Origin of the sequence: Arthrobacter sp. AQ5-05 (assembly GCF_003287975.1) — a bacterium.
In the GTDB taxonomy this organism is placed as follows: Bacteria; Actinomycetota; Actinomycetes; order Actinomycetales; family Micrococcaceae; genus Paeniglutamicibacter.
Genome location: NZ_QMKQ01000037.1, coordinates 1 through 14,055 on the forward strand (window position 1 = coordinate 1; position 14,055 = coordinate 14,055).

Consider the following 14,055-nt stretch of genomic DNA (forward strand, 5'->3'; position numbering starts at 1 on the left):
TCCTGGCTAAACGTTTTCTTGGTCGAAAACATGTTTAACAGGAGTCGTGCCTGCTTTCTTGATTAATGACGTCGGTTGTCCGCTTAATGACGCTGAGGTGCGGATTGTTGGTGCTGTGAGGGAAGCCCATTGGCGCATTTTCTTAGTCGATAACCACCTGTCATATATCTATGCCACGGCACGCGATCGTCCCTGGGAAGACACTCGCAGGGGCAACTGCTCGAGGCACCTCCGCGTCGATCAAATCCCAACCGCACGAATACAGACCACTTGAATAACGGTCGCTACCAGTAAGCCGTCCCAGTAAGAGCGGATCTTAATGCCCGCCGCTTCGGTTCAACCTTCCGTTGACTCCGTGGGGGAAGAACCCGCCGGACCTGGCCGATTCGGGGGTCAGGTAGGCGATGTTCAGGACTTGCTTGGGGGTCCGACTGAAGGCCAGGGCGTTGGCGTCGGCGGGCACGAGGTTGGCTACCCGCGTTGTTCCTATGCCCTGGTCACGGTCCGTGGTGCCGTCGAGGCTGTCGCGGGCGTCCGAGATGGCCTGGGCGGGCGCCTGAAGACCCCGGGCATACATGGTGGTTCTGATGATGCCCGCATGGTAAGCCTCCACGGCAAGGATGCCGGCTGCCGCCTCCAGGTAGGTCTTGTTGTCGATGAACGGTGCAGCTCCCTTGTATGCGGTGACGCCGACGTCCTCAAAAATGAACGCCCCGAGCAGAAAGCTGGTTTCATCCTTGAACGGGTTGAAGCTCTGGCCTGCGGTAATGAGTCCGGCGGCGCGAGCGGCTGCGGTGAAGCTTGCCTCAAGGTCGATCGGCGGACGGGCCACAGCGGCTTTGCCCAAGGCGCTGCGCAGGAAACGGACATGGGCCTTTTCATCCGCCGCGATCTCCACCGCGTACTTCTGGATCAGGCTACCGGCGGTGAACGGGACCTTGCTTCCACCGGTTACTCCACCCTTCTTTCCCCTGCCGTCCGTGAGGTTTTCGGGCAGGCCCGAACCGGTGACCGCACGCAGATAGAATTCGGCCTCGAGGTACTCCAGGTTTAGCGCGAAGTTCAGGATTGCCGAGTCACTGGGTCCTTCCTCATGATCATCCTCGTGATCGCCCTCATCGGAATGGGCGGCCGCGGACGTGGCAGAGAACAGGGTTCCGGTGCCAATGATGCCTGCTGCTGCGGCGGCGCTCAACAGCCTTCGGCGGTCAAGGCCGTTCTCAGCGCTGCGGGCCATTGCCGTGGTGATGAATTTCTGCTCGAACACGTTGTTCTCCTGCCATTCAGATGGAATGGCGGGGCAGGACTTATTCCTCTAGCGCTCCCCCAGCACCGCGGAACCCTCGCCACGGCCGAATCGACCGCAATAACTGTCAGAGTACCCGGGTGTTCACGGCAAGGAAAGAGCGCGGTCCTACGGCTTTGTCCAGACCTTTACCGATGGTTCAGTCATCCACTGAACCGAGGCAACAACAGGATCTTGCACCAGTCGCTCCGCAAGGTTTGGTGCAAGACAGATGTCCCTCGATGGGGAAACCCACGAATACGTGCGGAAACGAGAGCCTGGCGGTTCGACCACCAAGGACATCCGTCGGTGCATCACACGCTCTCTCGCCCGACGGGTTTACCGCATTGTCACCCCACCACGCGGGGCCTTGAACAACCCTTGAATTCCAGGGAAGGTTCACCGAATCACCGAATGACGGAGGGCATAGGGCGATATCCGTCGAACGCCGCTTTCACACCACCCCCGATGGAGTGGCAATCAATATCCCAGTGCCTGGGTGTCGCTAACTGTCGTGGGCACCGGTAGTGGCGGGCCGGGCATGCCCTGCAGCCGCGTGGGATTACCGGGTGGAGGTCAGCGTGGCGTAAACCACGATGTTGTCATCATGACGGCCTGTGCTTTTATTGAAGGTCCCGCCGCAGGTGATCAGGCGAAGCTGGGCATCCTCGGTGTTTCCGTAGGTGTCGATGCTGGAGAAGTCCTGCTTCGGGGCTTGCACGATGCGCGTCACGGTGAATACTGCCTCTATGCCGTCGGCACGGGTGACGAAGATCTGATCCTTCTTCCGCAAAGCGCCGAGCTTGAAGAAGACGGCCGGGCCCTCTTGGTCCAGCGCGGTGACGTGGCCCAGGATCACGGCTGGTCCTTTTTCGCCCGGGGTGGGGCCCCTGTCGAACCAGCCCGCTGGCGCATCGGGGTCCAGGGGTGGAACGCCGATGGATCCATCGGCCTGGAGCCCCACGTTCATCAGCTTGGTATCGACGTCGATGGACGGGATGGTCAGCTTGGTTGGCTGCGATCTCTTGAGCAACATATCCGGAGGCGTTGGACGAGGCGTGCTGGGAGTTTCCTTCGTCTTAGCGGATTGCCCTGTGGTGGGTGAAGCTGCCTGGCTGGAAGGCAGCGCAGGTTCCGTCGGGCCAGTTGCCGCGACAGCCTCGGTGACCGGTGGTGAGGGGGGAGGTGCCTCCCCCCTCACACCGGCTCCAACCAACACCGTACCGATGAGGCCCACCGCCACGATGGCCGCGAGCGCAACGGAGCCACTGGCGGTTTTCTTCTTCCGAACGTGTCTCATCGGTAGCGATCTTTCCTGGTGGTGGCTGTGGCTTCTCTAGTTCTGCTCGCCTTGGCGGCGGCGAACCATGTAGACCCCGGCGCCCGCGGCGACCAGGACGAGGCCACCGCCCAGGGCGATCATTCCGTTGTCCATGCCGGCGGTATTGCCACCACCGGTTTCAGGGTTTCCGATGGGCATGTCCATCTGCGACGCGGTCAGGGTTCCGCACAGGGCCGGCGAGGTTGCTGCCAAGGGCAGCTTGGGATCCAAGTCCGACTTTTCTTTCGCTGCCTTCTTGCTCAACTTTGCCGGGTCCAGTCCATGTACGACTACGGTGCCGTTTCCGGCCTTGAGGGCCTTGATGGTCTTGGCGTTCATCGTGAAGGTGCGTTCGTAGGTGAAGCTGTCTCCCATGCCGGCAACCGTCAGGTCCAGTGCGGCCTTGTCGCTGGTGTCCCCCTTGGTGGAGAGCGTGGTGCCGATCATGCCGTAGGACGGCATTCCCTCGGTGGTGCTGATGACCCCGTCACCGCTCTTATCTGCCTTCATGGTCGGGCAGGTGCCCTGGGATCCGGTAGTGATGTGTATGTGCTGGACGTGCGGGTAGGGCTTGCCGTCGAAGGTCTTGGCCAACCCGCTGACCTTTTCGGTGACGGTTGCCTGGTCGCCGCTGATGCTGATCATCACCGTGCCGCTCGCGCCACTTCCGTTTAGTGCCTTGAGCTCTGTTTGGTACGAATGGGTGTTCGTTTCGGCCGATGCCCCTGCTGCGGCGGCGGCGATCATTCCCAGCGCCATGGCCGGAACGGCAATTAGGTGTAGCTTCCTCATGAAAGTGCTTCCCTTCGTCATGGAGCCGTCCCCGCTGGGCGACCCATAGCTCACGACCCTACATTGTGCCTCAGCTCACATCTACGCTTTGTGCACCTCGCACTCAAAATGGCGGCCTCTATGGGTCTGAAGTGGACGCAAATCCTCAGACGTATTTTTGGGTATCCCGCGTGCGGGCCTGAGACTTCCGGGATCCTGATGGGTGCTCTGATGGGTGCTCTCCAGGCTACTGGTAGCACCGGAAAATCCTGTGCCAGGGTCATTCTGCGCAGGCAACTACTGTCACGCGGCTTGCCGATGGAAGCTAGCCGGGGTCGGTTCGGTGAGGGATCGGCGTGCACGCTCCCCTGCTCCGGGCGTTCCGTTATGGTCAGCTACTCGGTGGCGCTCGGCCCGCACCACCAACTCTCGGGCGTTAGCCCTCCGTCGTATGACATGGTCGGTGTTCCATGCATCATGCCCTCTGCGAATTTCACGAACCTACGTGCCTGACGGACCACCACGCCCACGGGATCAGGGCCCCGTCGGTACACGGTGCCGGGATCGCTCGGGCACCGCGGGGCACTGAGCGGACCCGCAGGAAAGCGACGCACCACAGCCGGGAGTTTCATCTTTCGCTAGGTGGTCGTGGGGTGCGGTCTCGGAACCGCTGTGTGCCGTTCGGCGATCAGGTACTCCTGAACGGCCTGGGCGGGCACCCGGTAGGACCTCCCGAAGCGCACCGCCACCAGTTCCCCCTCATGCACCAGCCGGTAGACGGTCATCTTTGACACGCGCATCGCCAGGGCGACCTCGGTCACCGTCAAGTAGTGGGCATCCTCGAAACTTTTCAAGTCAACCATGTCATCCCCAATCAATTTGTCCGTCATCCCCACACGGAACACCTGATGCCCCACGCGCACCTTCAACCCCTGGTGCAACGTTGACCCCATGGTAAACACAAATCTTCGTGTGCACCATGGGTCATGCCTCCAAAGTTCGGGCAGCCCAATGGCCTCCAGCGATACACGATCCGCCGGGTCACCATCGGTGTTCCGTTGATTGCGCACCGGCCCGCACGGGGGTTCAGGGAGCCTCGTGGACGCCGCCGACCAGATACTTCCCGCCGGGAGCATTCTGGTGCAGCTCGACATACCAAGCACCGGAGTTGGTCTTGACGTCGGCCGTGAGTATTTGCAGGTGGGAGGTATCGCCTTCCAACTCAGGACAGGAAAGGATCGCATCGAACGGGACTCGTGCCGGGTCGATCTATTCGGCGTCGATGGTGTATTCGTTCTCCAGATAGGGGTGCAGCTCGGCGTGCCAGCGCTGTTCGGGTTCATCGGGACGAGCAAACAGGGTCATGACCTTCCCATCGACTCCTTCCGGGCTTTCGACCACCGGGGCCATGACCTCCATGGTCGGGGAATCCAGCGGCGCGTACCCGGGGCGACTTCTCAATATTCGGGGCTTGGCCCGTTTTACCACCCAGCTCCTTGGTATTGGCCGTCGAACGGAAAAACCACTCGCCTAAACCAGTTCATCAAGATTCATCCTTCTGAAAAATGCAGAGAGGGAGCTGTGGATACCAGGAAAAGCTGATATTCACAGCTCCCTGGGCGCTTCACCCTTTAGCGTGATGGACCGCTCTGGCTCCGCTCACGTCCCACACCGGCTCCTGCCGATGCCTTGCGTGCCTTGGGTGCCTTCTTGGGCGCTTCAACAGCTGCCTTGGGTGGCGTTGCCTGCCCTCTGGCGGCAGCTACTCTGCCCTTGATCTGGGCGTCAGTTCCAGTGCCCTGCAATGACGCCTCAAAGGCCTCATAGTGTTCCTGGGACCCATAGGCCGGGGTGCTGGGATTCTCGGCTTTCCCAGCTGGTGCGGAGGTCTGCGTGTTGGGGTCTTGGAGAACCTTCTCCTGGATTTCCTGGCCCAGGGGTGTAATCCGGGCAAAAAGTTCCTTCTCCGCGTTTTCATACCGTGCTTCAAGGCCGGTATTTCCCTTGTCCACGAAACCTCCCGCTGCCAGGGTCTTGGCCTCATGCCAGTCACGAGCCGTGGCAACAAACGCTGCGTCCGCGAACATTGCATCGTCAGCCCCTGAATAGTTCTGGCCAATCTCCTGGCGAAGATCATCAAGGCTTGGCCCGTTGATTCCATCCTGCTCAATCAGGTGCATACGCTCGGCCACAGCCCGGTCAGCATCGGGTGCAGCTTCCGTTCCAACAGCTTCTTTGGAGGCTTCGAGCGCAGTCACCATCTCAGCATTGGCGAGGTACCCCGGTGGAACACTGTGGCGTTCCAACTCGTCTTTCAGCTCTGCGGCGTAGCGGTTGATTTGCTCTGCCTGGGCCGCTTCCACAAGGGCCATGGCCTCGGCGTGTTCCTTGGCTTCCTTCATGGTCACCTCTGCGCGTTGCGCCATGGCGAGGTAGTCCTTCAGGTACACCGAATCATCCTGTAGATCTGCGGTGTCGATTCCGTACCGGTTTTTCAGTTCGCTGCTGATCTTCTCCGATGCCGCCAGTGCTGCCGGGTCGTAGTCCTTCCACGCCTCAGCAAGCACGTATGCCTGGGTGATCTGTTCGGGTTGGGCCGTTTCCCACCAGTCATCGCGCATCACAGGAACGATGGCAGATTGCATCACAGCTCGGTCTGAGGCAAGAGTGCGCTGTGACTCGATAGCGGCCTGCTCGGACTGCTGGGCCGCGTTGCGCAGGTATTGCTGTCGGGCGCGGACTACTTGCTCTGCAAGTTGTGAGCCGGCGGCCAGGGACTGGCGCAGCATGCCTTCGATAACGTCTTCAACGTGTTCTTCACTCATGGGACTCACGTGCTCCTTCGTAGGTGCGCCAAGGTGTTGGCTTTTTAGCGTTCGTAATCCTGCCCAGGCCCGGGCTGAGCGGACGGATGGGTAGGTCTGGGTTGGTAGGTACGTGCCGGTTCCGTCGTGGACGGAACGACGCTTCCTGGTCGCACAGGGGGTGGGGCACTCCTGCGCAACAGTTTGAACGACGTCGGCAATTCACTCTCAGGAACGGCCCGGTTCCCTGCTGATACAGACACCTGAACAGCAGGTGGCTTATCCGGCTCAGGCATCGAGGTGATGAACGGACCCAAGTCACCGGTCAGCACCCGGCGCAGGTTCTTGGCTTCACGCAACCGCTTCGATTCCTGGTGCATGTCATAGATCGCACGCGAGGTGCGCATCAGCTGCAAAAGCAGGGCCGATTGTGCAGCGGTCTTACTCTTAGAACCCGCTGCCAAAAGCAACATCGTGGAACTTGCCAGGGAGGGCAACGGCACCGGCTTGGTGTGCTTGCGGTAGTCGCGCAGCTGCGCAGTCTTCGCCAACTCGGCAGCCGTGGCAGCCAAAGGGCCGGCCGTGGTTTCGAGCTGTGTTGACCATGCAGCAAAGACACCAGAAGTTTCCCGGGCGACCTTCGCCCAGGACGCGTGATCGTCCACCGGCAACGACGCAAGCCGGTCGGCCATTTCCTTGGCATTTGCGGTGTGAATGGCCCACTGTTGAGCCTCGGTGTACTCAGACTTAATCGGGCCTCGTTGTGGCTTCACCTGGGGACGGTTACGGGCAGCTGCGTTCCATTCGGCAACGGCGTCAAGGGAACCTTGGGCCGTGTCAGGCCACTTGGTGCGCATCTGTCCCAGGCCAAGGTCACGAGCGATCTTTCCGCCACCGAACCACACCGGGCGTTCATCCTTGGGAGGTCGCTCGGCAACGGAGTAACCGACCACCACATCGGTGGTGTTCTTCGCGTATCGGGGGCGCATCAGCAACCCCATATCCCGGCCTTGGCGGACGAACTCCGCCTCGGTCGAGACAGCGGTCGATGCGGCACGCACTTTGCGCTCCAGTGAGGTCCGGTGCATCTCGCGTCCCTGACGGATCGCGGTCTGCTTTTCAGCAGGGTCATACCCACGTGAAGCATGCACCGTGGACAACTCTTCCAGACCGTACTTCTTCTCCAAACCACGGCACGTGTCCTGCGCCCGCGACCGGTCATTGTGCACCGACGCCTTGGTGCCATCTTCACGCACCAGAGACACCGCTAGGTGGATGTGATGGTTGCCCTTGGAGCTGGTGCCGTGGTCGATGGCGACCCATCGGCACGGTGCCTTGCCGCTGGCTTCGGAGAATCCCATCTGGTCGATGAAGTCATTGGCAATGTCGCCCCATTCCTGGTCGGTAACGTGACGTTCCCCGGCACTCAAAGACAACGAGCAATGCCACACATCGGCTTTGATCAGTTGAGGCTTTCCGTCCGGTCCAACAGGTGCACCCTTGCGATCATCGCGGCGCATGATTTCGACACCATAGTTCTTGTGCGGCTGATCCAAATATGCGGCAATCTTGCTCGCATCATCTTGGTCAAGAATGCCGTCATCGAACCACGCCATGACTGCGGCACTGCCAGCAACAAGGTGTGGATCGCTGTGAACGTTGGCGGTCTTATCAACGTCAGTAGAAACCAAGTAATACAGCAGACCTTGCATCCGGCTGCCACGGGTAACGTTCGGGATCACCAGTTGATCCTGTCCACCGTGTCACTGATACGGAAAGCCAGCTTCTTCATGTAAGCCAACGTTTCCTTGGCTTCGGCGGGGAACTCATCGCCAGAGTTTGCGTGACGGGCCAACTGGTTCACGTTGTTAGAAACGCGAGCCAAAAGCGTGTGAATAGCGAACAGTTCTGCCAAGCCTTGCTTGCGCTCAGTGGGGGTCTGCGGTGCACCAGCACTGAGCGCTGACTCGACCAGCAAGCGCGGGATGGTCACGCCCTGTTGTTCGGCTAACTGCAACAGCTGGGCTTCCTCTTCGGGTGAGACTTTCACCTTGTGAAAGTGCTGCCGTCCACCCTCGACGTTGGCACGCCGACGACGAGAAAACAGCCGACCTGCGGGAGTCTGCTCACTCATCATTTGCCTTTCACTTAGCCCAGCGCAGCGACCCAGAAACTTCGGGGACCACACTACAAGTGTGCCGGACAACCAGCGCAGCGTCCAGTCCGACAAGCCGCTTAGGGAACCTAAGTGTATAGCTTGCTGCGCTCGTCTTCTGTTTCGTCGCGTCTGGCCGTTTGGCACGGGGCTGGGTTAAGCTGTTGCCATGGACACCATCGAAAGCACACAGCAGCAGGCACGCGAATTACTGAACTCGCGCATCGCCTCAGTCACCGATCTGGTCAAGGCACGACAGCTCGTCACCGAGCTGGAAGCCAAACTGGTCGAAGCAAAGAAGGAAGATAAGAAGGCATATGTGCGTGCCACCAAGGACGGCTGGAGCGCCGATGAACTCAAGAAGCTCGGTCTTGACCAGGGCGCTACGGTGCGTCGTAAAACGGCAGCAAAAAAGACGACTGATAATCAGTCGGCTCCTGCCTCCGAAGCATAGTGTCCTTGGCAAGAAGGTAAGTTCTTTGCTTGGTGTTGGTGGTGTTTCCCCGCGACCACATGGGCACGGCAAAAGATATTTCCTTCGGTCTTTTCCCGCACACATGTGGACGCCGGGACCCAACAGACCGCCTGCACACAACGCCCAGCTCCCCTGGTCCCCGAAAGGTCACCCTTGAGTGGCCGGGCGATGTGCACAGCCTCCCCTAGCCGTTGCTCACCAAGAACAACTCACAGACATCTTTAGCGATCAACACCGTCACGCTGAGGACTGCTAATTTCCGTGCGTGGTTGCGCAGGCGTAGCCTCCACAGCCGGTGTCGTAGACCGCGTGCCGACAGGCACAGGAGAGTTGGCGCGCTGAATCTTCTGCATGGCTTTTAGCTCTGCATCGAACGTCGGCTGTGGGTTCTCCTCCCCACGCATCTCACGCCCAATCCGCTCCACATCCCACCGCGCCTGATGCAACGCATCCGCGTGCTTAAACGGTTGCTTCAAGGCCGATGCCGCATCGCGGAATTCCTGCCGCGTTTCCTCGATGCCCTGCTCCAGTTTCTTCACGGCCTGGGGCAAGCGGGTGATCTGGTTTTCCATCCGTTGGATCAGTCCCACGTTAGGGTTCTTCGCGGTCTCTCGACCGACCTCCACATACACGCCAGGGGCTTGGTCAATGGTGAAGCGAACCGGGGATGAATCGATATCCCCAAGGATGCCCATTCCCTCCACCACGCGCACGTTGTGCCCGGCAATGGTGCCAGCGATCCCTGCATCACGCTCGGCGTGCATAGGGGGCCTGTTCGACAGGTTTTCCTTCACCCACGTTCCCAACGCTTCGGCGGCTTCGGTGCGCTTGTCGTGGCGTGTGCCGTTGATCGTCATGGCGAACGATTCCCCGCCGACTTCACCAGTGGTTCGGGCTGCGGCCTCTTGGAGCTTGGGCAGGTTGTTGACTTGCACACGGCCCTTGGTTTCTGCTCCGTCCTTGCGGTGCAGCAATGAGGCTTGGTTGCGGTTCCAGGCACGGCTGAGACGTTCCAGGCGTGAGAGTTCCTGGTCGGCTTTGGACTTCTCCAAGATCAACGGGTTGCCACTGGAGATGGCCTTGACCTCGGCAAAGGACAGGGTATTTTCCCCAACGTCTTCAATCTCCCGCACGTCGAGTTTGCCGCGCATGATCTGGTCAATGAACCTGGACTTGCGCTCCAAGGTTTGCCACATGAACGTATCGAACGATCCCTTGGTGACGACCTGGGAAATATCGACCTCGGGGTTCTGGTTTCCCTGCCGGATGATGCGCCCATGGCGTTGGGAAACATCTGCCGGTCGCCACGGTGCATCCATGTCCACCAGGTGCACGGCACGGTCCTGGATGTTCGTTCCCACCCCCATCTTTTGGGTGGACCCAATCAGCACGGCAACGTCGCCGCTGCGGCAGGCAGCAAAGAGCCGGCCCTTTTCGGCATCGTTTTTTGCCTCGTGCATGAAGCGCACTTTCTCCGCTGGAACACCACGGGTCGCCAGGTCATCCCGGAGCTGGTCATAGACGTTCCAGTCCTTCGACGGTGTACCCAAATCACAGAACACAATTTGCAGCGCCCCGGGTGTCGGGTGTTCCTCCTTGGTGGCCGGGTCAATGAAGGTTTGGTTTTTCGTCTTCTCATAGACCCCTGCGATCAGGTCGGCTGCCGCACCGGTCTTGGTGGAGGTTTCAAGCATCTCCAGTGTTGGATCCACCAGGCGCATATCCAAGGCTGCCTTGCGTCCGTCGCTGGAGATTTTGAGCATGTTGTCCTCGCGCGGGTCCACCTGCCGCGCTTGCACAGCCTCGGCACGCTCCCCAATGTCGGCAATGTATTCCGACAGCTCGGCACTGGGTTCCACAGTGACCATTCGTGGCAGACGCTTCCCATCCTCACGGGCCGCGATATCGGGCACTGGGAGTTGGAGGTCTTCTGCGGTTTTCACATCAGCGAAGGTGTGGAACATCTTCAACAGTTCGGGCACGTTTTGGAACTTGGCGAAGCGTTCCTTGAGTTTGAAGTTATCTCCCCCGGCTACGGACATTTCCATCTCGGAAACCACTTCACCGAACGTTGCCGCCCAGGTGTCAAAGTCGTTGATCCCGGCCTTCTCCAACAGGTCCGGGCGCAGGTAGCGCTGCATGACATACATTTCGGTGACACTGTTGGCGATCGGTGTTGCCGTGGCCCCGGTAATAACTCGATCCCCGTGGGTATCGCGCAGGTATTCGACCTTGGAGTGCAGGTCCGCTGCGCGCTTGGACCCGTCAATGGCAGCGTCACTGATATTCGAGGGGGTGTCCAGGTTCTTGAAGTCGTGCAGCTCATCCACGATCAGGTAGTCTATGCCGGTCTGCTCGAACGTGATCCCCGGGTCCACGGGTCGGTCAAGCTTGGCCTTCATCTTTTCTTCTTGGGCCTGTATCTGGGATTCCATTTTCTTCACCGTCATAGACGGTTGGCCTTGTTCGCTGGCACGAGCGCTGGCTGCGGCCAGTTCCTGGCGTTTGCGTGCAATTTCCCTCTCGCTATATGCATTCTCGGCCTCCGGTGAAAGTTTGATGCGCTCAAAGGCGGTGCGGGTCATGATGACTGCATCCCAGTCATTCGCCGCCGTGCGCGCCACAAACTCCCGTCGCTTATCCCCTTGCAGGTCTGCCGAGGACGCGGCAAGAATCTGCGCCTGCGGATAGATTTGCAACCACTCACGCGCGAACTGATCCAACATATGGTTCGGCACCACAACCGCTGGCTTATTCGTCATCCCCAGACGGCGTAGCTCCATGGCCCCCATGACCATCTCTGCGGTCTTCCCAGCCCCCACTTCGTGAAACAAACCCACCGAGGGTTCGGAAATCATCCGTGCCACCGCTGCGCGCTGGTGTGGACGCGGGTTGAAGCTCTTCACTAACCCGGGCAGGGTCAGGCGTTGACCTTCCAGCGTGTAATCCCGCAACACCAGGGAATTGAAACGGCGGTTGTATTCATCGGTCAATGCGACCGTGCGTGCCGGGTCTTCCCACACCCATTCACTGAACCGTTCCTTAATCATCTGTGCTTTTTCCTGCGCAGCAGTGGTCTCGGTGGGATTCACGATGCGGCGATTACCGTTTTCGTCATCGGGGTCCGGGTCGGTGACCTGCACCCGACGCTGCTCCAGCAGGTTCTTGAAAATATCCCCTGCCGCCATCCGGTTGGTTCCCCAGTCATTACGGGCTTGGAAGGTGTGTTTGCTGGCTTTCACATCCCAGTTCGCACCGCTGGCCCGATCCACATGGGCATTGCGGTCCTTGATCAGCTCGCGCAAGAACTGCGCGTGGATATCCGGGGAAATCCACACCGAGCCGACCTTGGCCTCAATTTCATCAGCTCCCAAGGCCCGGGGCAGTACCTCCTGCAGGTCAGTGACGTTGCGCTGATACATCGGATCATCACTCAACGCTTCGGTCGCAGCGTCGAGCTTTTCGCGGATATCCCCACTGAGGTATTCGGCTCGCGTTTCCATGACACCAGGTTCCCCGGGAATGTCATAGACCAAATCCCCCAAAGCCTCGCGCGCCTGTCCTGGCTCGGTGCCGAGCAACGAAGCAATGTAGTCCAGGTCCACTTCTCCCACGGTGTCCAAGGTGACGACCAGAGCCTCGGCGGGAGTATCGACCCCGCGTATGGGCTTGCGCGGCTGGACCTGGCGTTCCTTCAAAAGTGCGGCCGGGGCTGCGCTTTGGGTTCCTTCATCGAAGTATTCAAGGGCTGGCACCAAGGGCCCGTAGGGGTCTTTGCGCAGCGTGGCCATGACACGGGGCTGGGTGCGGGACATGATGTCCTGCCCGTTCTCATCCGTGCGTCCGGTGCGTCGTTCACCGAACCGGTTAATCGGTCCGTGCTTTGCCGTGTATTTCTCGTACCTTGCCGCGAGGTCAGTGCGTGCGGTGACTAGTTCATCTGTGTCCTCCACGTTGGAAGCTTCCAAACTCAAGACCGTTCGTGCACCATCGCGCAAGCCGAGCAGGGATCGAAGTTCGGCTTGCTGGCTGGCCGGAACGTTCAACGTCTCTGCGACCCTGTTGGTGGACACCTGGGTGAACGTTCCGTCCTCGAGGGCGGTAATGTGCCCGACCTGTTCACTGACTGGCGCCTGGGGCAGTCGTGCGGCTGCTTGCACCTCTACCGTTCGTTGGTCTTCAGCCATCCCCCGGCCTGCAGCCACGGCAGTGGCCGCAAGCTCTTGCAACTGCTCATGCAGCTGCGCCGGAACTGCCTGCAGGTCATCGGCACGCACATTCACCGTGGCATTGCCATACATGCCGTTGCCTACCTCAATCGTTCCCAGTACCTTCTCGGGGTTCTGGGTGAAGTAGTCATTGATCCGCGCATCAGCCCCGGATCCGGTGGCTACCGGGTGGGAATCCAACCATGCGGCGTTACCTGGTTCTTCTCCTGGCAGACGGCGACGGAAGACCAGAACATCGGTCAGTGCGTCCGTGCCGGCTGCCCTGCGGTGCGCTCCGTTGGGCAGGCGTACTGCACCTAAAAGGTCCGCGTTCTCGTAGATTTCTCGTCGCGCTGCGGGGTTCTGCGCATCAAGGGTGAAGGCCGAGGAAATCACCCCGATCACACCACCCGGGCGGGTGAGGTCCAGGGATTTGATGATGAAGTGGTTGTGCATCGAGTGTCGACCCTGGTTATGGGAGGGGTCGTGCAAGATGTTCCGGCCAAAGGGCACGTTGCCTACGGCGGCGTCGAAGCGCCCGGACCCGAACTGCGAGTCAGCGAAGGACTCGGTGAGGATGGTGGTCTCGGGATACAGAGCTTGGGAGATGCCTGCGGTGATCGGGTCCAGCTCCACCCCGGTCATGGTGGTGCCCTCGGGTGCCAAACCAATGAAAGTACCTGCACCGGAGCCTGGCTCCAGGACGTTGCCGCCCTCGAAGCCGAGGGCTTGCAGGGTCTGCCAGATTTCGGTGGCCAGCGCCGGGTCGGTGTAGTGGGCATTGATGACCGTGCGGTTAGCGGCACGGTATTCGGCCTCGGTGAGTAGTTCGCGCAACTCCGCGCGGTCCTCCGCGTAAGCGGGGCGGGTTTCGTCAAAGACCTCGGCCACGCCGGTGGCTCCCCAGCTTCCCCACCTCGCCAGGGTTTCTTTCTCTGCCGTGGTGGCTTCTCGCTGCTCTTCTTGAAGTTCGCGCAAGGTGCGCAAGGCTTCAAGGTTGGCGCGGAACCGCGCTCTGGCACCTGAGGGGGCCAAG

Annotated in this window: 11 protein-coding genes; 1 reads left to right on the forward strand and 10 read right to left on the reverse strand. The window is 60.2% G+C overall.

Annotated features, from left to right (window positions below; translation table 11 throughout):
• Window positions 1–316 precede the first annotated feature (316 nt).
• From DQ353_RS19155 to DQ353_RS19185, 9 genes are all read right to left on the reverse strand, one after another.
• Window positions 317–1,267 (reverse strand): ferritin-like domain-containing protein, encoded by a 951-nt coding sequence (locus DQ353_RS19155; RefSeq protein ID WP_113764784.1) that lies wholly within the window; start codon window positions 1,265–1,267, stop codon window positions 317–319.
• 580 nt (window positions 1,268–1,847) lie between these two features.
• Window positions 1,848–2,321 (reverse strand): class F sortase, encoded by a 474-nt coding sequence (locus tag DQ353_RS21860; RefSeq protein WP_181578506.1) that lies wholly within the window; start codon window positions 2,319–2,321, stop codon window positions 1,848–1,850.
• A gap of 300 nt (window positions 2,322–2,621) precedes the next feature.
• A complete protein-coding gene (locus tag DQ353_RS19165) occupies window positions 2,622–3,398 on the reverse strand; it encodes a GVDTG sorting domain-containing protein (protein WP_113764786.1) in 777 nt (258 codons plus the stop codon).
• Window positions 3,399–4,015: 617 nt separating this feature from the next.
• Window positions 4,016–4,240: a helix-turn-helix domain-containing protein gene (locus DQ353_RS19170; RefSeq protein ID WP_113764801.1), complete on the reverse strand. Its 225-nt coding sequence runs from the start codon at window positions 4,238–4,240 to the stop codon at window positions 4,016–4,018.
• 223 nt (window positions 4,241–4,463) lie between these two features.
• Window positions 4,464–4,598, reverse strand: coding sequence for a hypothetical protein (locus DQ353_RS22440; protein ID WP_286166922.1), 135 nt, complete (start codon window positions 4,596–4,598; stop codon window positions 4,464–4,466).
• 48 nt (window positions 4,599–4,646) lie between these two features.
• Entirely contained in the window at window positions 4,647–4,838 is a 192-nt protein-coding gene (locus DQ353_RS21435) for a hypothetical protein (protein ID WP_146755343.1), read from the reverse strand.
• Between the two features lie 170 nt (window positions 4,839–5,008).
• Window positions 5,009–6,202: a hypothetical protein gene (locus DQ353_RS19175; RefSeq protein ID WP_113764787.1), complete on the reverse strand. Its 1,194-nt coding sequence runs from the start codon at window positions 6,200–6,202 to the stop codon at window positions 5,009–5,011.
• Window positions 6,203–6,246: 44 nt separating this feature from the next.
• Window positions 6,247–7,923 (reverse strand): relaxase/mobilization nuclease domain-containing protein, encoded by a 1,677-nt coding sequence (locus DQ353_RS19180; protein WP_113764788.1) that lies wholly within the window; start codon window positions 7,921–7,923, stop codon window positions 6,247–6,249.
• Window positions 7,920–8,315 (reverse strand): MobC family plasmid mobilization relaxosome protein, encoded by a 396-nt coding sequence (locus DQ353_RS19185; protein WP_286166923.1) that lies wholly within the window; start codon window positions 8,313–8,315, stop codon window positions 7,920–7,922. Before DQ353_RS19185 ends, DQ353_RS19180 begins: the two co-directional genes overlap by 4 nt.
• Window positions 8,316–8,505: 190 nt before the next feature.
• On the opposite strand from DQ353_RS19185, the gene DQ353_RS19190 reads away from it, so the two are divergent.
• The gene (locus DQ353_RS19190; RefSeq protein WP_113764789.1) at window positions 8,506–8,790 is read left to right on the forward strand and encodes a hypothetical protein; all 285 of its coding nucleotides are present in this window, start codon (window positions 8,506–8,508) and stop codon (window positions 8,788–8,790) included.
• A gap of 242 nt (window positions 8,791–9,032) precedes the next feature.
• Here DQ353_RS19190 and DQ353_RS19195 read toward each other — a convergent pair whose 3' ends face one another.
• On the reverse strand, window positions 9,033–14,006 hold the full coding sequence (locus DQ353_RS19195; protein ID WP_286166924.1) for a helicase-like domain-containing protein: 4,974 nt from the start codon (window positions 14,004–14,006) through the stop codon (window positions 9,033–9,035).
• Window positions 14,007–14,055 lie beyond the last annotated feature (49 nt).

What these genes read in the sequence shown, in the direction of transcription:
- DQ353_RS21860 (WP_181578506.1), bottom strand. Translation starts at nt 2,321, where the DNA reads ATGTTGCTCAAGAGATCGCAGCCAACCAAGCTGACCATCCCGTCCATC.
- DQ353_RS19165 (WP_113764786.1), bottom strand. Translation starts at nt 3,398, where the DNA reads ATGAGGAAGCTACACCTAATTGCCGTTCCGGCCATGGCGCTGGGAATG.
- DQ353_RS19170 (WP_113764801.1), bottom strand. Translation starts at nt 4,240, where the DNA reads ATGGTTGACTTGAAAAGTTTCGAGGATGCCCACTACTTGACGGTGACC.
- DQ353_RS19175 (WP_113764787.1), bottom strand. Translation starts at nt 6,202, where the DNA reads ATGAGTGAAGAACACGTTGAAGACGTTATCGAAGGCATGCTGCGCCAG.
- DQ353_RS19185 (WP_286166923.1), bottom strand. Translation starts at nt 8,315, where the DNA reads ATGAGTGAGCAGACTCCCGCAGGTCGGCTGTTTTCTCGTCGTCGGCGT.
- DQ353_RS19190 (WP_113764789.1), top strand. Translation starts at nt 8,506, where the DNA reads ATGGACACCATCGAAAGCACACAGCAGCAGGCACGCGAATTACTGAAC.